At 69.7% G+C, this 21,013-nt stretch carries 19 protein-coding genes; 9 read left to right on the top strand and 10 right to left on the bottom strand.

Features of this window, described 5'->3' with window-relative positions; translation table 11 throughout:
• Positions 1-61 precede the first annotated feature (61 nt).
• From Q0Q47_RS02425 to Q0Q47_RS02410, 4 genes are read left to right on the top strand one after another with little or no spacing between them, the layout of a single operon-like run.
• The gene (locus Q0Q47_RS02425) at positions 62-973 is read left to right on the top strand and encodes an ABC transporter substrate-binding protein (protein ID WP_293853877.1); all 912 of its coding nucleotides are present in this window, start codon (positions 62-64) and stop codon (positions 971-973) included.
• Between the two features lie 13 nt (positions 974-986).
• Positions 987-2,174 carry an ABC transporter permease gene (locus Q0Q47_RS02420; protein WP_293853876.1) on the top strand — a complete coding sequence of 396 codons (1,188 nt, stop codon included), beginning with the start codon at positions 987-989 and terminating at the stop codon, positions 2,172-2,174.
• Positions 2,171-3,121, top strand: coding sequence for an ABC transporter ATP-binding protein (locus Q0Q47_RS02415; RefSeq protein WP_293854077.1), 951 nt, complete (start codon positions 2,171-2,173; stop codon positions 3,119-3,121). Before Q0Q47_RS02420 ends, Q0Q47_RS02415 begins: the two co-directional genes overlap by 4 nt.
• Positions 3,122-3,126: 5 nt before the next feature.
• Positions 3,127-3,849, top strand: a complete 723-nt coding sequence (locus Q0Q47_RS02410) for an ABC transporter permease (RefSeq protein WP_293853874.1) — start codon at positions 3,127-3,129, stop codon at positions 3,847-3,849.
• A gap of 81 nt (positions 3,850-3,930) precedes the next feature.
• Here the strand turns inward: Q0Q47_RS02410 and Q0Q47_RS02405 are convergent, their stop codons facing one another.
• The 4 genes from Q0Q47_RS02405 to Q0Q47_RS02390 all read right to left on the bottom strand — a co-directional run bounded on the left by Q0Q47_RS02405 (position 3,931) and on the right by Q0Q47_RS02390 (position 9,088).
• Positions 3,931-5,283 carry a porin gene (locus Q0Q47_RS02405; RefSeq protein ID WP_293853872.1) on the bottom strand — a complete coding sequence of 451 codons (1,353 nt, stop codon included), beginning with the start codon at positions 5,281-5,283 and terminating at the stop codon, positions 3,931-3,933.
• 401 nt (positions 5,284-5,684) lie between these two features.
• Complete coding sequence (locus Q0Q47_RS02400; RefSeq protein ID WP_293853870.1) at positions 5,685-6,773, bottom strand: hypothetical protein; 1,089 nt, start codon at positions 6,771-6,773, stop codon at positions 5,685-5,687.
• The gene (locus Q0Q47_RS02395) at positions 6,763-7,791 is read right to left on the bottom strand and encodes an NAD-dependent epimerase (protein ID WP_293853869.1); all 1,029 of its coding nucleotides are present in this window, start codon (positions 7,789-7,791) and stop codon (positions 6,763-6,765) included. The genes Q0Q47_RS02400 and Q0Q47_RS02395 overlap by 11 nt, the downstream gene beginning before the upstream one ends.
• A 76-nt stretch (positions 7,792-7,867) precedes the next feature.
• The gene (locus Q0Q47_RS02390) at positions 7,868-9,088 is read right to left on the bottom strand and encodes a glycosyltransferase family 4 protein (protein ID WP_293853867.1); all 1,221 of its coding nucleotides are present in this window, start codon (positions 9,086-9,088) and stop codon (positions 7,868-7,870) included.
• 288 nt (positions 9,089-9,376) lie between these two features.
• Between Q0Q47_RS02390 and Q0Q47_RS02385 the strand changes: the two genes are divergently transcribed.
• The 3 genes from Q0Q47_RS02385 to Q0Q47_RS02375 all read left to right on the top strand — a co-directional run bounded on the left by Q0Q47_RS02385 (position 9,377) and on the right by Q0Q47_RS02375 (position 14,082).
• Positions 9,377-10,807 (top strand): mannose-1-phosphate guanylyltransferase/mannose-6-phosphate isomerase, encoded by a 1,431-nt coding sequence (locus tag Q0Q47_RS02385; RefSeq protein ID WP_293853865.1) that lies wholly within the window; start codon positions 9,377-9,379, stop codon positions 10,805-10,807.
• A 237-nt stretch (positions 10,808-11,044) separates the two neighbouring features.
• A complete protein-coding gene (locus Q0Q47_RS02380; RefSeq protein ID WP_293854074.1) occupies positions 11,045-12,751 on the top strand; it encodes a type I secretion system permease/ATPase in 1,707 nt (568 codons plus the stop codon).
• Positions 12,748-14,082, top strand: a complete 1,335-nt coding sequence (locus Q0Q47_RS02375) for an HlyD family type I secretion periplasmic adaptor subunit (protein ID WP_293853863.1) — start codon at positions 12,748-12,750, stop codon at positions 14,080-14,082. Before Q0Q47_RS02380 ends, Q0Q47_RS02375 begins: the two co-directional genes overlap by 4 nt.
• A 28-nt stretch (positions 14,083-14,110) precedes the next feature.
• Here Q0Q47_RS02375 and Q0Q47_RS02370 read toward each other — a convergent pair whose 3' ends face one another.
• Together Q0Q47_RS02370 and Q0Q47_RS02365 are read right to left on the bottom strand one after the other, a co-directional pair.
• Positions 14,111-14,779 carry a hemolysin III family protein gene (locus Q0Q47_RS02370; RefSeq protein ID WP_293853861.1) on the bottom strand — a complete coding sequence of 223 codons (669 nt, stop codon included), beginning with the start codon at positions 14,777-14,779 and terminating at the stop codon, positions 14,111-14,113.
• 82 nt (positions 14,780-14,861) lie between these two features.
• Entirely contained in the window at positions 14,862-15,020 is a 159-nt protein-coding gene (locus Q0Q47_RS02365; protein WP_293853860.1) for a hypothetical protein, read from the bottom strand.
• Between the two features lie 358 nt (positions 15,021-15,378).
• On the opposite strand from Q0Q47_RS02365, the gene Q0Q47_RS02360 reads away from it, so the two are divergent.
• Together Q0Q47_RS02360 and Q0Q47_RS02355 are read left to right on the top strand one after the other, a co-directional pair.
• The gene (locus tag Q0Q47_RS02360; protein WP_293853858.1) at positions 15,379-15,750 is read left to right on the top strand and encodes a response regulator; all 372 of its coding nucleotides are present in this window, start codon (positions 15,379-15,381) and stop codon (positions 15,748-15,750) included.
• Positions 15,751-15,833: 83 nt separating this feature from the next.
• Positions 15,834-16,928 (top strand): mandelate racemase/muconate lactonizing enzyme family protein, encoded by a 1,095-nt coding sequence (locus Q0Q47_RS02355; protein WP_293853857.1) that lies wholly within the window; start codon positions 15,834-15,836, stop codon positions 16,926-16,928.
• 42 nt (positions 16,929-16,970) lie between these two features.
• Here the strand turns inward: Q0Q47_RS02355 and Q0Q47_RS02350 are convergent, their stop codons facing one another.
• From Q0Q47_RS02350 to Q0Q47_RS02335, 4 genes are all read right to left on the bottom strand, one after another.
• Positions 16,971-18,329: a sorbosone dehydrogenase family protein gene (locus Q0Q47_RS02350; RefSeq protein WP_293853855.1), complete on the bottom strand. Its 1,359-nt coding sequence runs from the start codon at positions 18,327-18,329 to the stop codon at positions 16,971-16,973.
• Positions 18,326-18,778, bottom strand: coding sequence for a DUF2231 domain-containing protein (locus Q0Q47_RS02345; protein ID WP_293853854.1), 453 nt, complete (start codon positions 18,776-18,778; stop codon positions 18,326-18,328). Before Q0Q47_RS02345 ends, Q0Q47_RS02350 begins: the two co-directional genes overlap by 4 nt.
• Before the next feature lie 146 nt (positions 18,779-18,924).
• Complete coding sequence (locus tag Q0Q47_RS02340) at positions 18,925-19,326, bottom strand: DUF1236 domain-containing protein (protein WP_293853852.1); 402 nt, start codon at positions 19,324-19,326, stop codon at positions 18,925-18,927.
• Positions 19,327-19,529: 203 nt separating this feature from the next.
• Positions 19,530-20,954 carry a PLP-dependent aminotransferase family protein gene (locus tag Q0Q47_RS02335; RefSeq protein WP_293853850.1) on the bottom strand — a complete coding sequence of 475 codons (1,425 nt, stop codon included), beginning with the start codon at positions 20,952-20,954 and terminating at the stop codon, positions 19,530-19,532.
• Between the last annotated feature and the right edge of the window lie 59 nt (positions 20,955-21,013).

Here is a 21,013-nt window from a genome sequence, read left to right as displayed (position 1 = left end):
CCGCGAGATTGAGGTGCGGCAGCCTCGTCGAGACCAGCCTTCCTAGCCGGAGATCATCCCGATGCGTGTTTCCCGCCTGCTCGGCCTCGCCGCCGGACTGACCTTTGCCTGGGCCGCGAGCGCCTCGGCGCAGGTCGTCGTGTCCTCCAAGCTCGACACCGAGGCCACGCTGCTCGGCACGGTGATCAAGACCGTTCTCGAAGCGAATGGCGTCAAGACGACGGATCGGCTGACCCTGGGCGGCACGCCCGTCGTCCGCAAGGCGATCATCGCGGGGGAGATCGACGTCTATCCCGAGTACACCGGCAACGCGGCGTTCTTCTTCAACCGGGCCGACGATCCGTTCTGGAAGGACCTGCGCAAAGGCTACGAACTCGCCAAGAAGCTCGACTACGACGCCAACAAGATCGTCTGGCTCGCGCCGGCCCCGGCCAACAACACCTGGGCGATCGCGGTGCGCAAGGACGTCGCGTCAGCCGAGAAGCTCAAGACCATGAGCGATTTCGCGGCCTGGGTCGGACGCGGCGGTCAGGTCAAGCTCGCCGGATCGGCCGAGTTCGTGAACTCGCCTGCCGCGCTCCCGTCGTTCCAGAAGACCTACGGCTTCTCCCTCAAGCCGGACCAGATGATCGTCCTGTCCGGGGGCGACACGGCGGCCACCATCAAGGCCGCGGCGTCGCGCACCAACGGCGCCAACGTGGCCATGGTCTACGGCACCGACGGGGGCATCGCCGCGTCGAACCTGGTCGTCCTCGACGACGACAAGTACGACCAGCCCGTCTACGCGCCGGCACCCATCGTGCGCGAGGAGGTGCTGAAGAAGTATCCGCAGATCGAGACGCTGCTGAAGCCCGTCTTCGAGAGCTTCACGCGCGAAACGCTGCAGGAGCTGAACGCACGCATCCAGGTCAACGGCGAGCCGGTGAAGGCGGTGGCCGAGGACTATCTCAAGTCCAAGGGCTTCCTGAAGTAGGCGGCGGCCCTCCATGACCGTGCCGGCTGCCGGCACGCTGCCGTTGCCGGCGGCCCGCCGTGGCGCGGACGCGCTGGCCGCCGTCCTCGTGGCGCTGGCCCTGTGTGCCCTGTGCCTCGGGCCGTTCGTGTCGTTGAAGCCCAACCGCATCGCGGAGGGCGAGCCGCTGATGCTGTGGTCCGCGGTTTCCGGTCCGGCGGCCGCGGCGGTCCTCGGGCTGCTGCTGGCCGGCCTCGGCGCGCTGGCGACCTTTCCCAAGCCCGCCGTCCGGATCCTGGCGCCCGCCTCAGGCCTCGCCGCCGTGTTCGCCGGGGTCATCGCAGCGTCGGCGACGCTCGTTCCGGCCGGCGACAAGCTCGCCCGCGTGTCTCCGGACTGGGGCTTTTGGCTCGCGGCGACCTGCATGGCCCTGGCCCTGACCGATTCGGCCGCCCGCGCCCGGCCTTCCCCGGGTCTGCGCGTCCTGGCCGTCGCCGTCACGTGGCTCCTGGTTCTGGCCGTCCTGCAGGCCGGCCTTCTCGACGGACTGTCGGTGATGCGCGAATACGCGGTCCGGTCCGAGGTGTTCTGGCGGGAAATGGCCCGGCACGTCGCGCTGGCGCTCGGGTCCGCAGCGGCGGCCATCGCGCTGGGGCTGCCCATCGGCCTGGCGATCCATGCGAGGGCGGGTGCGCGCGATCCGGTGCTGGCCGTGCTCACCGCCATCCAGGCGATCCCGAGCATTGCCCTGTTCGGTCTCCTGATGGCGCCGCTCGCCTGGCTCGCCCATGCGGTGCCCGCCGTCGGGGCGCTGGGCGTGCGGGGGATCGGGGCGGCGCCGGCCTTCATCGCGCTGACGCTCTACGCGCTCCTGCCCATCGTCGCCGCCACGGTGACCGGCCTTGCCGGGGTCCCGCCGACGGCGGTCGATGCGGCGCGCGGCGCGGGCATGACGCGCGGCCAGATCCTGCGGGCGGTCGAGTTGCCCCTGGCCTTCGCCGCGGTGCTGTCGGGCGTCCGCGTCGTGCTCGTCCAGACCATCGGCCTGACCACGGTGGCGGCGCTGATCGGCGGGGGCGGGCTCGGGACCTTCGTCTTCCAGGGCCTCGGCCAGACGGCGATCGATCTGGTCCTGCTCGGCACGCTTCCCATCGTGGCCATGGCCGTGACCGCCGGCATCCTCCTCGACGCGGCGGCGGAGGGCTTGCGATGGACCCCATGATCGTCGTCGACGCGGTGTCGCGCCGCTACGGCGACCGGACCGTGGTGGACGGCGTGTCGTTCGCCGTGCCGCGCGGCGCGATCACGGCCGTCGTCGGCAAGTCCGGCTCGGGCAAGTCGACCTTGCTGCGCATGATCAACCGCCTCGTCGAGCCCAGCGCCGGCCGCGTCCTCGTGGGCGGGCGCGACGTCGCCGAGGAGCCCGGCCCGATGCTGCGCCGCCGCATCGGCTACGTCATCCAGGGCATCGGGCTGTTCCCGCACCGCACCGTCTTCGACAACGTCGCGACCGTGCCGCGCCTTCTCGGCTGGCCGCGGCAGCGCGTCGCCGATCGGGTCGGCGAACTCCTCGACCTTCTGGGGCTGCCGCGAAGCTTCGGCGAGCGCTATCCCTCCGCGCTGTCTGGCGGCGAGCAGCAAAGGGTGGGAATCGCCCGGGCGCTCGCGGCCGATCCGCCGGTGCTCCTCATGGACGAGCCGTTCGGCGCGCTCGACCCCCTGATCCGCCGCAAGGCCCAGCAGGATCTTCTCGCCCTGCGGGCCCGGCTGGGCACCACCGTGGTGATCGTCACCCACGATCTCGACGAGGCCCTGCGCCTGGGCGACCGGATCGCGGTGATGGAGGAGGGGCGCCTGCTTCAGGAGGGGCCGCCCGAGGAGCTGCTGCGCCGGCCCGCGCACCCGGCCGTCGCGGCCCTGATGGAAGGGGCCAGGCGCGCCCTGCGGCTCCTCGCCCTCGTCAGCGTGGGCGACGCCGCCGAGCCGGCCGATCCCGCGGCCGTCGGCCTTGCCGGCCGGCCGCGCATCGATGCCGAGGCCTCCCTGGAAGAGGCGTTGTCGGTCCTGCTCTGGGCGGGCGCGGACAGCCTCGCGGTCGATGGCCCGCCCGGTGGTCCACCCCGCGAGGTGACGCTTCGCGCCATCCTGGCCCGGGCCCGGCAGGAGTGAGCCGGATGGGGCCGGCGATCCTCAGGCTGGTGGGGTGGGCCGCGCTGATCGCCGTTCTGGTGGCGCCGCAGGTCCTGCTCCCATTCATCGCGCCGCTGGCGCCCGCCGGTGCCCCCGTGCTCTACGACCGGGCCTCGCTGGCCGCCCTTTTCGCGGCCCATGCCGCCATGGTGGCCGGCGCCACCGTCGCCGCGGTGCTCGTCGCGGTGCCGCTCGCCATCGTGGTGACGCGCCCGTCCGGCGCGGCGTACCAGCCGCTGGCCCGCCTGCTGGTCAATCTCGGCCAGACGGTGCCGCCGGTGGCTGTCCTCGCGATCACCGTGCCGCTGGTGGGGTTCGGCGTCTGGCCCACCTGCATCGCCTTGTTCGCCTACGGCCTGCTCCCCGTCTTCGAGGGGGCACTGGCCGGCCTGAGGCTCGTCCCGGAGGATGTGCGCGACAGCGCGCAGGGGATGGGGCTCACGCCGGGCCAGGTGCTGGTGTCGGCGGAACTGCCGCTGGCGCTGCCGCAGATCCTGTCCGGCATCCGCGTCTCGGCCATCGTGGCGATGGGGACGGCGACAATAGGATCCACCGTCGCGGCCCCGGGCCTGGGCGAGGTCATCATCGCGGGGCTGCTCTCCGACAATGCGGCCTTCGTCGCGCAGGGCGGGGGCATCGTGGCGCTCGCCGCCGTGCTTATGGCCGATGCGCTCGCGGTGCTGGAGAGACGCGCCGCCCGCCCTTGAAGGCCGCGCATGAACGCCGCCCAAGAAAAAACCCCGGTGCTCGCGCACCGGGGTTTCTTGTTCCGTACCCGAAGGTCTGGATCAGAAGTCGCGCTGGAAGCGCAGACGACCGAACCAGCCGTCCTTCTGGAGACCGAACAGCGACGTCGGCGCGTTGACCGGCGAGTAGACGATGTTCGGAACGTCCGTCAGGCGCTGGTAGCCGACTTCGGCGCCGATGTCGAAGCCCTTCACCGGGGTCCAGATCATGTTCGTCGCAACCGTGAGGGCCGCGGCGTCATAGAACGAACCGTAGGCGTCGTGCTTGCCGTAAGCCACCGCAACGCCCTGACGCAGGGTCGGGGTCCAGTAGTGGAGCAGGCCACCGACGATCGACCAGGTCTTCGTCGTGTGCGAGTTGCCGAGCACGTCGTAGACCGTATCCGGCGTGATGACCGCCTGGCCGACGAGGTTCTGCGAGCCGATGCCGAGCGCGCCCCAACCCGTGTAGGAGTTGGCGCCGTCAGCGTAGGCCGCCTGCAGGAACAGGGCGTCGCCCGGAGCCAGCATCGGCAGGTTGACCTTCACGCCGCCCTGGATGGCGAAGCCGTAGTCGGTCTCGCCGATCGCATTGCCGGCCGCCGGGAAGATGCCGGTGGTGCGGATCTGGTGCACGGCGCCGGTCAGAGCGGCCGAACCCCACGGACCGGTGTAGTCGAGACGACCGACGATGTCGGGCATCACGTGGCCGGCGTAGTTCAGGTTGCCGGCGGTGACGCCGGTGGTCAGGAACGTGGCGCCGCCGTTGACGAGGGCCGCAGCGCGACGCTCGGTGCCGTCTTCGATGGCGATCGTGGCCGAGAAGCCGCCGCCGAAGGTGGCGGTGTAGGCGAGGGCGTCGATCGCGCCGTAGTCCGAACCGCGGCCGTTGGCGCCGCCGCCCAGGTACGTCACGCCGCCGAACGGAGCGAACTCGAAGAACGAGACCGCAACGCGACCGGCGGTGATGCCGGCGAACTGGATGTAGGCCCAGTCGAGCGCGACGTCAGCGTTGGTCGAGCCGGCGCCGTTGCCGACGTTGGCGAGGTTCACGCCGTTGCCGTTGAAGCCGCGGCCCGAGTCACGCGTCACGTAGACGCGGGTCGTGGCACGCAGGGGACCCCAATCGGTCGGGGTGAACGAGTCGAGCGCGAGGTAGCCACGAGCGCGGAACGTCGTGGTGTTGCTGGCGCGGGTGAGCGGCTCGTTCCAGATGTAGTCGGCACGGACGCGACCGCTGACCTTCAGGCAGGTGTCCGAACCGGGGACGTAGAAGAAGCCAGCGCCGAACTGCGAGCAAACACGCACGAACTCGACCGGAGCGGCCTTCCGTGCGGGAAGGTCGGCGGCCTGTGCCCCGGCGACCGCGGCGAAACCAGCGGCCGATCCGAGGAGAAGGCTCTTCATGAGCTTCATTTGGTAACCTCCAAGAGACGTTTTCGAGACCCGTCGGGAGTGGGCTGTGTCTTCTCCGATCGGCCCCCGAAGGCCCTCTCAGCGAAGAGTCCCTAACCCCTGTCCGCCGGTCCTCCGGTGCGGGCACCGGGGAACCGAAGGCGCGACAGGGATTCCCCTGCCACGAGTGCAACCTACGCGTGCCGACGCGCCGTTCAACTTGGAAGTGTACCTAGATGCACAACTTTGCCTTGTTTCCGAGCGGATGTTGCACAAACGCAATAGTTCGGATCGAGGCAGAAGCGGGGTGTTAACCAGCCGTTAAGACGATGGCCTCGTTTGCGTGCCGCACGCCGCGGTTGCGGGCGTTCGTGCCGCGATCCGGCGGGGAAACGCCTCGGCGGGGCCGCGGCCGCGCGGCCTCACCGCGTGGGCGGGACCAGGACGGTCCAGAACGGCTGGGGCTGGGCGGCGAGGGCGGCCTGGCCCGTGGCCACCGCGTTCAGGGCACTCTCGATCCGCCGCGCCACGTCGAGGCGGTAGTGCAGGGGATCCCAGTAGCGGCTGTCGTCGAGCGTCACCGGGCTCGCCTGCTGGAAATCCAGGACGGTCGCTCCGCGCCGAGTCGCGATTCGCGCCACCCGGCCCTTGCACTCCGCGGCCTTGGCGGCCGCCTCGGAGCCGGGCTGCGGGTGCGCGGAGACATGGGTCGGCGGAAAGACCAGCACCACGCGAGTCGCGGCCGGCAGCCCGGAAAGCCTCTGGTCGAGCCAGGCCAGCGCGGGCATGACCCAGCCCTCGCGCTCGCCGGCGGCAGGCACGTAGGGCGGTTCGCGCGGGGTAATCACGCGGGGTGGCCCGCCCCACAGGTGCTGCCGGGCACGCGCGAGGTCATAGGTCGACTCGGGCGGCGTGAAGACCTCGTAGCCGTCGTTGCGGTAGCGCTCGGGCATGGCGCCGGCGCGGTAGAGCAACATGCGCCAGGCCAGTTCCAGGGACTTGAGGTTGAACAGTTCCGGCCAGTCGTTCCAGGGATTGTCGTCGTAGAAGGTCGCAGGGAACGCCCGGAAGGTCAGCCGCTGGCGCGGGTCGGCGGCGTCCGGGGCACACCACAGCGGATCGAGGCTCCAGATGAGCGCCCTGGGCGCCGGCACCTGCCGCAGGAACAGGTCGACGATCTGGGTCTGCTCCCAGGCGGTGGCCGAGTTCATCGCGAGATTGGCGAAACGGGCCCCATAGGCGGCGTCCAGGGCCTGCGGGTCGACGAGCCGGATCGTCGACGTCCCGGCAATCGCCGCGTCGAACCGGCCCGACCGGACGATCTGCGGGTACATGAACCGCTGGTTGAGATCCATGAGGACCGGGTTCGCGCGCCGGGCGAAGGGCCCGACGCCGAACGGGTCGAACACGAAGGCGAAGAGGACGACGGCGACGGAGAGAAGCGCGGCGGAAACGCCCGCGGTCACCAGGAAACGGGTCCAGGTGCCGGAAGGGGCCGCGTCAGAGGCCATGGTAGTCCCGGTACCAGGCCGCGAAGCGAGCCACGCCGTCCTCGATGCTGGTGGACGGGGAGAAGCCCACCGCGGCCGAGAGGTCCGCCACGTCGGCATAGGTCTCCGGCACGTCACCGATCTGCAGCGGCGCGTAGTCGCGGATGGCCGCGCGGTCGAGGACCTTTTCGAGCGCCACGATCAGGCGCTCCAGTTCGACCGGGTTGTTGTTGCCGATGTTGTAGAGCCGGAACGGGTCGAGGCTCGTGGCCGGGTCGGGCGACGCTCCGGACCAGTCGGGATTCGGCCGGGCCGGCAGCGGGATCAGGCGGACGATGCTCTCGACGATGTCGTCCACGTAGGTGAAGTCCCGCCGCATCCGCCCCTGGTTGAACAGCGTCACCGGCTCGCCCGCGAGAATCGCGCGGGTGAAGATCCACATGGCCATGTCGGGGCGTCCCCACGGTCCATAGACCGTGAAGAACCTGAGGCCCGTGCACGCCAGGCCATAGGTGTGCGCGTAGCTGTGCGCCATCACCTCGTTGGCCTTCTTCGTGGCGGCATACAGCGACAGGGGGTGGTCGGCGCCCTGGTGGGCGGAGAACGGCATCGCCGTGTTGGCCCCGTAGACGGAGGACGAGGAGGCGAAGACCAGATGCTCGACCGCGTGGCGCCGGCTGGCTTCCAGGATGTTCAGGAAGCCGGTGAGGTTAGCGTCGCCATAGGCATAGGGGTTGACCTTGGAGTACCGCACGCCGGCCTGCGCCGCGAGGTTCACCACGTGGCCGAAGCGGTGCGCCGCGAAGGCCGCGTCGACGGCCTCGCGATCCTGCAGCCCCGCCTCGATGAAGGTGAAGCCGGGCAGGGCGGCGAGCATGCCGAGCCGGGCCCGCTTCAGGGACGGATCGTAGTAGGCGTTGACGTTGTCGAAACCGACGACCCGGCGGCCGGACTGGAGCAGCCGGCGGGCGACGTGGAACCCGATGAATCCGGCCGCGCCCGTCACGAGGACCGGGGTCTCAGTCGGAGAATTCGTCACGGGGGAGCACCTGTTGGCAACGGGTCGGTCCTAGGCGTGATAGAGCCTCATGGCTGGCCCGACAAGCCGGCTCTCGTCACGCGTCGCCGAGACCCATCAGCGCGAGCTGCGCCGGCAGGCAGACGGTGGCCAGATCGTACTGCTCGACGACGAGCCGGCGTGCCGCTTCCCGCAACGGGCGGAACGCGCCGGGCCTGGCGCAGGCCTCGATCACCCGCTCGGCCAGCGCCGCCGTGTCGAAGAAGGGCACGAGCAGGCCGTTCTGGCCGTCGCGGATGATCTCCTCGACGGGCGGCGTGGCGGACCCGACCACGAGGCACCCCGTCGCCATGGCCTCCAGCATCGACCACGACAGAACGAAGGGATAGGTCAGGTAGACGTGGACGCTGGACAGGCGGAACAGCTTCACGAAGGTCGGATGGTCCAGCATGCCGGCGAAGATCACCCGGGTCGGGTCGATCCGGCCCCTGACCTCGTCCAGGAAGACCTGCTTCCAGGTGGTGCCCTCCGGCGCCGCCGCGCCGTAGGAGACCCCTTCGCCGCCCACGATGACGATCCTGGCCTGCGGGCGGGCGGCCATGATCGCGGGCAGGGCGCGCATGAACACGTGGTAGCCGCGATAGGGCTCCAGGTTCCGGCCGACGAAGGTGACGATCTCCTCTCCAGGGTTCAGCGCGTGCCCGGTCGGAAGGACGATTCGCTCCGGCGTGTCCGGGCGGATCCAGCGCGTGTCGATGCCGTCGTGGACGACCGAGATCCTGTCCAGGAACGCGTCGGGATAGAGGCTGCGCTGCCACCGGGTCGGCGCGACGCCGGCCTGGGCGTCGACGAGCGCGAGGAGCTGCGCCGCGTTCTTGGCCCGCAGGCGCACCATCCGCGCGACGTCGGTCTGCGCGAACTCCGGGTCGAAGCCGACGTCGGCGCCTTCGGGCCGGTAGAAGAACTCGCAGAACACGACCAGCCTGGCATCGGGCCAGACGTCCTTCAGCGGCAGATTCTCGCCCCAGCCCGGGTGCACGGCGATGACGGCGGGCTCGACCCCCGCCTTGCGCAGGGCCAGCGCGGCCTGCAGCACGCCTTCCGCCCGCCGCGACTCGCTGTCGAAGCGCGCGGCGAAGGGATGGAGCCCCTCGGGGGGCAGCTTGCGGATCTTGTACCGCGCGATCGTCACGCCCGGGACACCGGCACACTTGTCGTTGCCGATGGCGAAGACCCGGTAACCCGGTCGCTTCGCCAGATGCGTCGCCAGATGCAGGTACTGGCCGGGAAAGTTGTTGTGAACGAAGAGAATATCCATGGACGACCTGAAGCGACACCAGGGTGCGGTCCGCCGGGTGGGCGGGAAAGTCCGGCGGGTGTCCTGAAAAGTCGAACGAAGCCTCGCCCGTCGTGGTTAGGAAAACGTGACTGCGAAAGCGGCGCGCCGATGAAATAATGTTACAACCTAGACGTGATAGACACGAAGGATAACCCCTCAGCGGGGTCCGACGTCTGTTCGCCGTCGAGACGGGCGTGCTAAGTCTGCGGACATCAGCCTCGACATCGGCGCCCGGGCTCGGGCGCGGCATTTCTGGAGATTCGGTTCATGGCAGCGCATTCGGCATCGCACATCATCCCCGTCATCATGTGCGGCGGTGCCGGCACCAGGTTGTGGCCGGCGTCGCGCGAAACGATGCCCAAGCAGTTCATCCAGCTCCTGGGCCAGGAATCCACGTTCCAGGCGACCCTTCGGCGCGTGTCGGACCCGGCCGTGTTCGGCAAGCCGGTCATCATCGCGGGCAACGACGTGCGGTTCATCGTGGCCGAGCAGCTGCAGCAGCTCGACATGCAGGCCGAGATCATCCTGGAGCCGTGCCGCCGCGATTCCGCGGCCGCGGTCGCCGTGGCGGCCGAGACCGTCGCGCGCCGCGACCCGCGCGGCATCGCCTTCGTCCTGGCGGCGGACCACGTCGTCGCCGATCCCGAGTCGTTCGTCGCGGCCTGCACGCGGGCTTCTGCCGGCGCGGCCAAGGGCTACATCATGACCCTGGGCATTACGCCCACGGCGCCGTCCACGGCCTATGGCTACATCCGGCCGGGCCGCGCCATCGAGGGAACCGAGTGCACCGAGGTGGCCCGCTTCGTCGAGAAGCCCGACCTCTCCACGGCCAAGGGCTACGTGGCCGAGGGCTACCTGTGGAACAGCGGCAACTTCATGTTCCTGGCCAAGACCATGGTCGGCGAACTGGAGAGCTACGTCCCCGAGATCCTCGGCGCCGCACGCTCCGCCCTCGACACGGCCTCGCGTGACCTGGATTTCGTGCGCCTGGACGAGAAGGCCTTCGGCAAGGCGCCCAAGACCTCCATCGACTACGCCGTCATGGAGAAGACGTCGAAGGCGGGCGTCGTGCCCGTCGACTGCGGCTGGTCCGACGTCGGCACCTGGGGCGCCCTGTGGGAGGTCTGCAAGCGCGATCCGAGCGGCAACGTGGTCACGGGCCATGCCTCGCTCGTGAACACCCGCGACAGCCTCGTCCACAGCGAGGACATGCTCACCGGCGTGGTCGGCCTCGACAACGTCGTCGTCGTGGCGACCAAGGACGCCGTGCTCGTCACGAGCCGTGAGCGCTCCGGCGAGGTGAAGGACCTCGTCGCCCAGCTGAAGGCCAACCAGGCGCCCGAGGTGGAAGCCCACCTGCGCGTCCACCGGCCCTGGGGCTGGTACGAGCGCATCGAGATCGGCCCGCGCTTCCAGGTGAAGCGCATCATGGTGAAGCCGGGCGCCCGCCTGTCGCTGCAGAAGCACATGCACCGGGCCGAGCACTGGGTGGTCGTGCGCGGCACCGCCGAGGTCACCGTCGACGAGCGCTGCTGGCTCATGCAGGAGAACGAGGCGGCCTACCTGCCGCTCGGCTCCGTGCACCGCCTGGCAAATCCCGGGCGCATCGCGCTGGAGATCATCGAGGTCCAGGTCGGTAGCTATACGGGTGAGGACGACATCATCCGGATCGAGGACGTTTACGGTCGATCAATGTGATCGACCTAAGCTCCACCTGCGCCGGACACTACACGTAGTTGGACGTAAAGAGTTCGAATGAGCGAAATCAAGGCTGAGGCCAGAAGCCTTGGTTTCGCGTCTTTCGAAGCTTGGAAGGGCGCGCATCGGTCATACTCGGCTTAACTCTGTGCTTCGGTGGCAAGACACTGATCATCGGCATCAGGGGGGACACCCGTGAGCTTGCAAGATCAGACCCGAAGCACGGCCCTGGCCGAGATGCGTGCCTTCGTGCGGGCCTACCGCTCGGCCTTCCTGGGCATCGGCGCCATGAGCGCCGTCATCAACGTCCTGACGCTGACCGGCACCATCTACATGCTCGAGGTCTACGACCGGGTGCTGCCCAGCCGCAGCGTCCCGACCCTCGTCGGCATCTCGGCCATCGCCGCCGCGCTGTTCCTCATGCAGGGCGTGCTGGAGTTCCTGCGCTCCCGCGTCCTGTCGCGCATCGGCGCGGCGCTCGACGAGAGCTTCGGCACCCGGGTCTACGAGTCCATCATCCGCATGCCGCTGCTGGCCCGCACCGGCGGCGACGGGATGCAGCCCCTTCGCGATCTCGACACGGTCCGGAGCTTCATGGCCAGTGCCGGTCCCACGGCCCTCTTCGACCTTCCGTGGATGCCGCTCTACCTGGCCATCGCCTTCCTGTTCCATCCCTATATCGGTCTGGCCGCCGTTGTCGGCTCGCTCATCCTCGTGGCCCTGACCATCGCCGCCGAAACCCGGACGCGCGAACCCTCCCGAGCGGCCAGCCAGGCCCTGGCGCAGCGCAACGCCTTCACGGAATCGACCCGCAGGAATGCCGAGGCCATCCGCGCGATGGGCATGGGGCGCCGCCTGGCGACGCGCTGGTCCGACACCCACCTGAAGCACCTGGACGAGAGCCAGCGCAGCAGTGACATCGGCGGCGGGCTGGGCACGATGTCGCGCACGCTGCGGCTGATGCTGCAGTCGATGATCCTCGGCCTGGGAGCCTACCTCGCCATCCACCAGGAGGTGAGCTCGGGCTCCATCATCGCGTGCTCGGTGCTGATGTCGCGGGCCATGCAGCCGGTCGAGCTGGCCATCGCCAACTGGCGGCCCTTCATCGGCGCGCGCCAGTCCTGGACGCGGCTCATGGCGCTGCTCTCGCAGATGCCCGCCGAGCCCGAGCCCATGGCCTTGCCGGCGCCGATGGGCCAGATCACCGCCGAGACGCTCGTCATCGCCCCGCCCGGCGAACGGCGCATCGTCGTGCAGGACGTCAGCTTCTCGCTCGCGAGGGGGCAGGGCCTGGGCATCATCGGGCCGAGCGCCTCCGGCAAGTCCTCGCTGGTGCGGGGCCTGACGGGCGTCTGGCCGCTGGTGCGGGGCACCATCCGGCTGGACGGGGCCTCGCTGGACCAGTGGTCGAGCGAGGAGCTCGGGCGCCACGTGGGCTACCTGCCCCAGGACATCGAGCTGTTCGACGGCACCATCGCCGAGAACATCTCGCGCTTCGAACCCGACGCGCGCCCGCAGGACATCATCGCCGCCGCCACGCATGCCGGCGTCCATGACCTCGTGCTGCGCCTGCCCCAGGGCTACGAGACGCGGGTGGGGGAGGGCGGCCTCGCCCTGTCGGCCGGGCAGCGCCAACGCATCGGGCTCGCGCGCGCCCTCTACGGGGACCCGTTCCTCGTGGTGCTCGACGAGCCGAACTCCAATCTCGACAGCGCCGGCGAGGAAGCGCTGACCGAGGCCATCGTCGGCGTGCGCAACCGGGGCGGGATCGTCGTCGTGGTGGCCCATCGCCCGAGCGCGCTGGCCGGCGTGGACCTCATCCTGGTGATGAACGAGGGACGGATGCAGGGCTTCGGGCCCAAGGACGAGGTCTTCGAGAAATTCGTGCGCCGTGCGGTCGCTCCGACCCGGCTGAAGGCCGTCGGAGCCGAGGGAGGCGCATGATGATGCTCGACCATCGCGGCGCACGCGGAACGGTGCGCGAGACGGCGGCCGAGCAGGTCCGCCGCTACCTGACGGTCGGCCTCGTGGTCGCGCTCGGCCTGGGGGGCGGCATGGGCATGGTCGCCGCCACCACCGAGATCGCGGGCGCGGTGATCGCGCCCGGCCAGCTCGTGGTCGACACGAGCGTCAAGAAGGTCCAGCACCAGACGGGCGGGATCGTGGGCGAGCTGGCGGTGCGCGAGGGCCAGCGCGTCAGGGCCGGCGACGTCCTGCTGCGCCTCGACGAGACGGTGCTGCGCTCGAACCTGTCGATCATCCTCAAGAGCCTGGACGAGCTGGATGCGCGCCAGGCCCGACTCGAGGCCGAGCGCGACGACCTGCCGGCGTTGCTCTTCCGGGAGCGTCTCGCCGAGCGCGCCGACGACCCGGACGTGCGCCGCACCATGGAAGCGGAGCGCCGCCTGTTCGATCTCCGCCGCTCGTCGCGGGCGGGGCAGAAGAGCCAGCTGGAGCAGCGCATCGCCCAGTTGCGCGAGGAGATCCGCGGCGTCGAGGGGCAGGTGGCCTCCAAGGGCCGCGAGATCGAGCTCATCCGGCGCGAGCTCGAGGGCGTGCGCGATCTCTACAAGCGCAACCTCGTGCAGCTGCCCCGCCTGACGGCGCTCGAGCGCGAGGACGCGCGGCTGGACGGCGAGCGGGGCGCGCTGATCGCCAGCGCGGCCCAGGCCAAGGGCAAGATCAGCGAAATCCAGATGCAGATCCTCCAGATCGACAACGAGCTGCGCTCCGAGGTCGCCAAGGAGCTGCGCGAGATCCAGGCCAAGTCGGCCGAGCTGGCGGAGCGCAAGGTGGCGGCCGTCGACCAGCTGTCGCGCGTCGAGATCCGCTCGCCGCAAACCGGCATCGTGCATCAGCTCGCCGTCCACACCGTGGGCGGGGTTGTCGCTCCGGGCGAGGCGATGATGACCATCGTGCCGGAAGGCGAGCAACTGGTGGTCGAGGTGAAGGTGTCGCCCCAGGACATCGACAACCTGAGCATCGGCCAGCGGGCCACGCTGCGGTTCTCCGCCTTCAACCAGCGCACCACGCCCGAGCTCTTCTCCGAGGTGAGCCTGATCTCGGCCGACCTGACCACGGACCAGCGCACCGGCGCGGGCTACTATACGGCCCGCCTGGCCGTGCCCCCGGACGAACTCTCCAAGCTGAAAACGCTGAAGCTCCTGCCCGGCATGCCCGTCGAGGCCTTCATCCAGACAGGCATGCGCACGGTGCTGTCCTACCTCGGCAAGCCCATGACGGAGCAGTTCAACCGGGCCTTCCGCCAGCCCTGACGCGGTCCCGGAGAGGTCCCCCGGCGGTTCACCCGGGGGACAGCACGAGCAGGTCGAACACCGCGCCGTAGTGGCAGCAGGCGGCGGCCACGACGAAGCCGTGCCAGATCGCCGTCCCGAAGCGCAGGCTGTCCCACAGGTGGAAGATCACGCCGATGCTGTAGAGCGCGCCGCCCGCGATCAGCAGGGCCAGGGACAGCATCGTGACCGACTGGGTCAGGGGCCCGAAGGCCAGGACGATGGCCCAGCCCAGCACCAGGTAGAGGGCGACGGAGAGACGGTCGAACCGTCCCGGCCAGCCGATCTTCAGCACCATGCCGGCCACGGCCCCGGCCCACACCACGGCTGCGAGCACCGTTGCGGTCGACGCGTCCTTCAGGCGCACGAGGAAAGGCGTGTAGGTGGCGGCGATCATCAGGAAGATGGCGGCGTGGTCGAACCGGCGCAGCCACCACTTCGTGCGCGACGGGCGGGCGAGATTGTAGGCCGCCGAGCAGCTCAGCATCGCCATGAGGCCGACCGCATAGACGATCGCCGACAAGGCATGCAGGGGGCGAGGATCGACGGCACTTGCCAGCAGCAGGACGGCCCCGACGGCACCGGCCGTGACGCCGATCGCGTGGACGACGGCATCGGCGCGCTTCTCGGCGCCGGCAATGAGGCGCCCGGCGGAGGGCGGGCCTGAGTGATGCGACACGCGGAAGCTCCGTTTGGCTCAAGACAGTTTAGACATGAACTGTCGAGAGGCCAAGCCGGTTGCGCTGCGAGCGTGGTGCTCTTCAGGCGTAGACGATCCCACCGGATGCGGAATGGCGCATCCCGTCGCTTTCGTCCGATGTCTGGAGGTGCCGATCCTGCAGCCTTTTCGCGATATCGGCGAAGAGGGCACGCGCTTCGTCGGCGCTGATGCGATCGCTGGCCATCAGCTTCACGATCATCGGCTCGGACAACATGTCTTCGAGCCCGGGGTCCCTAACGGTGAGCATGGTCGCGCTCTCCCTGTTGCGCGTGCCTCACGACGTCTTCTTACCCTTGTCAGTCTTTTGGGCTGCGTCGGCAGCCGAACCGAACGCTAACAAAGTTCATGGCAGGTCACCAGAGCGTTTACACGATGACATGCACTCTCTTTCGCGATCGTGACCGAAGCCGGGACAGATTGTGACAAATCCTTCGACCGGCGGAGACGCCCCGGGAATGAGGACGTCATGTCGCACCGGCCTCCACGGAACTACGGCTCCGCTCCCGACATTCTCCGGCATGGCACAGACACTTCTCTCATCGGCCTCCGAGAATGGAGTGCCGCCGATCATCCTCGTCGTGGAAGACGAGGTGCTGATCCGCATGACCGTGTCGGATCACCTGCGTGAATGCGGTTTCCGGGTTCTCGAGGCCGCCAGCGGAGACGAGGCGCGACGCATCTTCGAGGCCGGAGAGACCGTGGACCTCGTGTTCAGCGACATCCAGATGCCCGGGAGCCTCGACGGCTTCTCCCTGGCACGCTGGGTGCGCAGCACCCGCCCGGGTCTTCCCGTGCTGCTCACCTCCGGCTACGTCAAGTCGGCGGAACTCGCCAAGGAGTTGTGCACGGAGATCGTCGGCAAGCCCTACGACCACGACGACCTGGTCCGCAGGCTGCGGCACCTGATCGGCGGAGCCGGCCGCGGCTGAAGCGTGGCCGTCACGGGCCTTTCGCGGGCCGCGGCGGCATGGCAGGCTCGGCGCACCCGTGCGTCAGAACCCCGGACCGTGCCATGCGCATCACCGCCGCCAGAACCTGGAAAGTCGACCTCGTGCCGGAGACGCCGCGCACGGATGCCATCCAGGCTTTCGTCAAGCAGGAGACGATCTTCGTCGAGATCGAGACGGACGCCGGCGTCGCGGGGCTCGGCTACACCTACACCATCGGCACCGGCGGCCATTCGGTCATGGCCCTGCTGCACCACGATCTCCTGCCGGCGCTGATCGGCCAGGATGCCCGCCAGATCGAGGCCCTGTGGCAGCTCCTGTTCTGGCGCACGCACGCCACGGCGGTCGGCGCCATCACCAGCCTCGCCCTGGCCGCCGTCGACTGTGCCCTGTGGGACATCCGCTGCAAGGCCGCGGGCCAGCCGCTCGGCATCATGGCCGGCGGCGCGAAATCGCGGATCCCGATCTACAACACCGAGGGCGGCTGGCTGCACCTGACCACGGACGAACTCGTCGCCGACGCGCTCGCCGCCAAGGCACGCGGATGGAGCGGCATCAAGGTCAAGATCGGCAAGCCCGACCCAGCCGAGGACCGCGAGCGGCTCGGCGCCCTGCGCGAGGCGCTGGGTCCCACCACGAACATCATGGTCGACGCCAACCAGTCGATGACGGCGGCGGACGCGATCCGCCGGGCCCGGCTGATCGAGGAGTTCGACCCCTTCTGGTTCGAGGAACCGCTGCCGGCCGAGGACATGTCGGGGCACGTCCAGCTGGCTCGCTCCACGTCGATCCCCATCGCGGTCGGGGAGAGCATCTACTCCGCGAGCCATTTCCGCGAATACCTCGCGCATGGTGCGGCGGGCATCGTCCAGCCCGACGTCGCACGCATCGGCGGCATCACGCCCTGGCTGAAGGTGGCGCACATGGCCGAGGCCTTCAACGTGAAGGTCGCCCCGCATTTCCTGATGGAAATCCACGTGAGCCTCTGCGCGGCCGTGCCCAACGCCATCTATGTCGAGCACATCCCGCAGCTTCGGGCCATCACCACCGCGGACCTGATGCAGGTCGAGCCCGGCGGCATGGCCGTCGCGCCGACCGTCCCGGGCCTCGGCATCGCCTGGGACCGGGACGCCATCGACCGCCTGGCGATCCATCCCTGATCGGGGCACGGGCCCCGACCCTGCGGGTCGATCCTGTCGGCCTCAGTGCATCGGCACGGCCGCGGAAGCCGAGGCCGAGCCCGCGGTCACGCGCCAGACCGCGTTGCCGACGTCGTCAGCCACCAGCAGGGCGCCCGTCTTGTCGAGCGCCACGCCGACCGGTCGGCCGCGTGTCTTGCCGTCGTTGGTGTAGAAGCCGGTGACGACGTCGACCGGATCGCCGCTCGGGCGCCCGTCCTTGAAGGGCACGAAGACCACCTTGTATCCGGACACCGGATCCCGGTTCCAGCTTCCGTGCTCGCCGATGAAGGCTCCGTTCTGGAACTGGGGCGGCAGAGCGTTCGCCTGGGTGAAGGCGAGGCTCAGCGGCGCGACGTGCGAGCCCAGCGCGTAGTCCGGCTTGATCGCCTTCTCCACCAGGTCCGGGCGCTGCGGCTGGACGCGGCTGTCCAGGTGCTGACCCCAGTAGCTGTAGGGCCAGCCGTAGAAGCCGTCCTCCTTCACGGAGGTCAGATAGTCCGGCACCAGGTCCGGCCCGATCTCGTCGCGTTCGTTGGCCACGGCCCAGAGCTGGCCCGTCGTCGGTTCGAAGGCGAGGCCCGTGGGATTGCGGACGCCGGCCGCGTAGATGCGCTTCAGGCCCGTCGAGCGGTCGACCTCCCAGATGGCGGCGCGGCCTTCCTCGGCACCGATCCCGTTCTCGGTGATGTTGCTGTTCGACCCCACGCCGACATAGAGCTTCGACCCGTCGGGGCTGGCCGTCATGGCCTTCGTCCAATGGTGGTTGGGCGTCTGCGCCGGCAGGTCCGTGAGCTTCTCGCCCGCTGTCGCGATCTGCGTGTCCCCATCCTTGTAGGGGAAGCGCAGGATGGCGTCCGTGTTGGCGACGTAAAGGTCCGATCCGACGAGCGCGATGCCGTAGGGCGCGTTCAGGTGGTCGATGAACACCGAGCGGGTTTCGGGCACGCCGTCCCCGTCCTTGTCGCGCAGCAGGGTGATGCGCTGGCCGGCCTTGCCGCCGGACCCGGACAGACCCTTGATCATGCCTTGGATCCAATCCTTCGGCCGGTAGACGGGCCCGCCGGCCCCGTTCGTCTCGACCACCAGGATGTCGCCGTTGGGCAGCGGGTAGACGATGCGCGGATGCTCGAAGCCGTTGGCGACGAGCTGCACGCGCAGGCCCGCGGCGACGGTCGGCGCCTCGCCGTCCTGCCAGCCGCGCGCCGGCATCACCTTCATCGGCGGCACGAGATACTGCTTGGCCTCCGGCAGCTTCGGATCGCCGCCATACTGGGTGCGGGGGTCGCCGGCCTGGTCGTTGCAGGCGGCCAGCAGAAGCGCGGGCGCCACCGCGACCATGGCGAGAAGCAGGGGGCGGGCGGAGGAGTTGGTGCGGGTCATGGGCGGACATCCGGGTTGTGCGACACGACCACGGCCCGGCGATGGGCCAGCGACCAGCCTCCCGTCAGTCCCACGATCAGGAGGAGAGCGGCGACAATCGCCGACAGCGTGAGGCCCTGCGGCACGATGGCCGTGTAGGCATCGCGGCTGTGGACCAATGCGTTGAGGAACCCGAGCAGCGCGGCGACGCCGAGGCCCGCGAAGCGGAGCCACGCCACGCGATGCACTGCTCCGCGCAGCAGGTCGACGACGAAGGCGATGGCCGCCAGAAGCGCCATCAGCATGCCTCCGGCCACGAGCCATTGCGACAGGTTGTTCCACTGGTAGAGGAGGGTCCGCCAGTACAGGACGTCGCTGACGAAGGCGGCGATCAGCAGGGTCGCGCCGGATGCCACCAGGCCAGGGTGGAGCAGGACGGAACGCCGTCCGATGGCCTCGGCATGTGTCATGTCGTCTCCGCGAAGATGCGGACGACGGCGGGCCCCGCGTGGGACCCGCCGTCATCGCTTGAATGTTCACCGATATGCGAGTGAATGCGCGGAGCGGCGCCGGGTTCCCTCGGGCGGGATCGCCCGGCGAACCGGCGCGCCATCGCTTACTCGATGACCTGGATCACCTTGTGGGTGGCCGGATCGACCAGCACCGTACGGTCGTTGACGACCGCGTAGCGGTAGGTCGTCTTCACGCCGACCTTGTTGGGGATCTCGTAGTAGGTCACCGTGCCAGGCAGAACGGTGCCGACGCGGACGTCTTCCTGCACCTTCACCGACGGGTGGTGCTCCTTCACGACGTATTCGCGGACGCGCGTCTGGTCCGGGGCCGACAAGGCTCCGCCGACGATCGCGCCGGTCACGCCGCCAACCGCGGCGCCCACCGGGCCGCCGACCACGGCTCCACCCACGGCACCCGCGGCCGCGCCGCCGGCGGCTCCGCTTTGCGCCATCGCCGGTGCAGCAAGAAGGACGATCGTGCCTGCAGTGATCAAGAGGCGTTTCATGATGTGATCCCTTTCCTCAGGTCTCAGGACGTTGTCTGCCGGCCAGAAATGCAGACACGTCGTCAACGGTTCCGAGATTGCGGCGATGAATACAGGGAATGACGGCCACGATTAGGCTGGCAAGCCATCAGAGAAGCCGTGAATACGAACAATTCTACGCAAGGCAGACAGAACCTGCCGCCCCGGCATCACCACGAGGCGCCTCAGCGAGCCGACACCGAGGCAGACGCGACGATCCCGGCGTCCCGGGGAGCGGCGGCGATGTGCCGGGCCAGCGTCGCGAGGACGCGCGGATCCTCCAGGTGGGCGACGTTGAAGCGCATGAAGTCGGGGGCGCTTTCGGTGGGGCTGAACACGTTGCCGGGCGCCAGGACGACCCCGTCCGCGAGCGCGCTGCGGGCGAGAGCTGCGGCATCGCAGCCAGCGGGCAGCCGGCACCAGAGATAGAAGCCGCCCCGCGGCATGATCCAGGGCGTGATGCCGACGGACGACAGGCGTTCGGCCGCCTCGACCCGAGCCGTGGCGAGCCGCCGCCGCAACTGGTCGAGATGGCGGCGGTAAGCCCCGTCGCCCAGGACGGCGAGCAGCGCATGGGCGGTGACCGGGCTCGGGCCGCCGAAGCGTGTGGCCACCTGCAAATCGACGAGCGCGTCGATGTGCTCGGCCGAGGCCGCGATGTAGCCGCAGCGAAGCGAGGCCGAGACCGTCTTGGAGAAGCTGCCGATGCGGATGACGCTCGCCAGCCCGTCGAGGGCGGCGAGGCGAGGGGACGGCTCGGGCTCGAACTCCGAGAAGATGTCGTCCTCGACGATCGTCATGCCGCAGCCGGCCGCGGCCAGCAGGAGCTTGTGCGCGACCTGGGGGGACAGCGTGGCGCCGGTGGGATTGTGGAGCGCCGAATTGGTGATGTAGAGGCGCGGCCGGTGGGCCTCCACGGCGGCGGCGAAGGCGACCGGATCCGGCCCGGCCGGCGTGTAGGGCACGCTCACGATGGTGGCGCGGTGGGCGCGCAGCAGCGCCTGGAAATTGAAGTAGCACGGGTCGTCGAGCAGCACCGTGTCGCCCGGATTGAGGAGCGACCGGCAGACGAGATCGATGGCTTCCGTTCCCGACGCGGTGAGCAGAACCCGGTCCGGGCCGACGTCGAGACCCTGGCCCGCCAGCCGGCGCGCCAGCAGGGCGCGCAGCGCGAGCGGGCCCTGGGTGCCGCCGTATTCGGCGATCGCCGCGTCCGGACCGCGTGCCGCGTGGCGCAGGGCGCGGCGGAGCGAGTCCAGCGGCATCCAGTCGGCGGGCAGCCAGCCGCAGCCCGGCGTGAAGGCCCCGGCTCCGGCGTCCAGCGCCTGCCGGGACACCCACAGCGGATCGATGGCCCTGTCGCGCCGCGGTTCGGCCACGGCGAGCGGGGGCGGGGTGCGTGCGGCCGAGACGTAGAAGCCCGACCCTGGCCGCGCGTGCACGAGCCCTTCGTTCACCAGACGGTCGTAGGCGTCCACCACGGTCGATGGCGACGCCGCCATCTCGCGCGCCAGGCGGCGCACGGAGGGCAGTTTCTCGCCGGGCGCCAGCGACTTGCCGCCGATCCTCGCCCGGATGGCTTCGACGACCTGCTGCGTCCGTCCCGACATCGTCACCCGCCCTCAGGGGCCACCGTATCGCGCAATCGAGGCATACAGTTTTGAGAACT

It is taken from the genome of uncultured Alsobacter sp. (assembly GCF_945952055.1).
GTDB lineage: Bacteria > Pseudomonadota > Alphaproteobacteria > Rhizobiales > Beijerinckiaceae > Alsobacter.
This window is presented reverse-complemented; position numbering and strand designations above follow the sequence as displayed.

Excerpts from the sequence above, each read along its gene's own strand:
- Q0Q47_RS02420 (WP_293853876.1), top strand. The coding sequence starts at position 987 with ATGACCGTGCCGGCTGCCGGCACGCTGCCGTTGCCGGCGGCCCGCCGT.
- Q0Q47_RS02410 (WP_293853874.1), top strand. The coding sequence starts at position 3,127 with ATGGGGCCGGCGATCCTCAGGCTGGTGGGGTGGGCCGCGCTGATCGCC.
- Q0Q47_RS02385 (WP_293853865.1), top strand. The coding sequence starts at position 9,377 with ATGGCAGCGCATTCGGCATCGCACATCATCCCCGTCATCATGTGCGGC.
- Q0Q47_RS02350 (WP_293853855.1), bottom strand. The coding sequence starts at position 18,329 with ATGACCCGCACCAACTCCTCCGCCCGCCCCCTGCTTCTCGCCATGGTC.
- Q0Q47_RS02380 (WP_293854074.1), top strand. The coding sequence starts at position 11,045 with ATGCGTGCCTTCGTGCGGGCCTACCGCTCGGCCTTCCTGGGCATCGGC.
- Q0Q47_RS02390 (WP_293853867.1), bottom strand. The coding sequence starts at position 9,088 with ATGGATATTCTCTTCGTTCACAACAACTTTCCCGGCCAGTACCTGCAT.
- Q0Q47_RS02365 (WP_293853860.1), bottom strand. The coding sequence starts at position 15,020 with ATGATCGTGAAGCTGATGGCCAGCGATCGCATCAGCGCCGACGAAGCG.
- Q0Q47_RS02405 (WP_293853872.1), bottom strand. The coding sequence starts at position 5,283 with ATGAAGCTCATGAAGAGCCTTCTCCTCGGATCGGCCGCTGGTTTCGCC.
- Q0Q47_RS02425 (WP_293853877.1), top strand. The coding sequence starts at position 62 with ATGCGTGTTTCCCGCCTGCTCGGCCTCGCCGCCGGACTGACCTTTGCC.
- Q0Q47_RS02355 (WP_293853857.1), top strand. The coding sequence starts at position 15,834 with ATGCGCATCACCGCCGCCAGAACCTGGAAAGTCGACCTCGTGCCGGAG.
- Q0Q47_RS02400 (WP_293853870.1), bottom strand. The coding sequence starts at position 6,773 with ATGGCCTCTGACGCGGCCCCTTCCGGCACCTGGACCCGTTTCCTGGTG.
- Q0Q47_RS02415 (WP_293854077.1), top strand. The coding sequence starts at position 2,171 with ATGATCGTCGTCGACGCGGTGTCGCGCCGCTACGGCGACCGGACCGTG.
- Q0Q47_RS02335 (WP_293853850.1), bottom strand. The coding sequence starts at position 20,954 with ATGTCGGGACGGACGCAGCAGGTCGTCGAAGCCATCCGGGCGAGGATC.
- Q0Q47_RS02340 (WP_293853852.1), bottom strand. The coding sequence starts at position 19,326 with ATGAAACGCCTCTTGATCACTGCAGGCACGATCGTCCTTCTTGCTGCA.
- Q0Q47_RS02375 (WP_293853863.1), top strand. The coding sequence starts at position 12,748 with ATGATGATGCTCGACCATCGCGGCGCACGCGGAACGGTGCGCGAGACG.
- Q0Q47_RS02345 (WP_293853854.1), bottom strand. The coding sequence starts at position 18,778 with ATGACACATGCCGAGGCCATCGGACGGCGTTCCGTCCTGCTCCACCCT.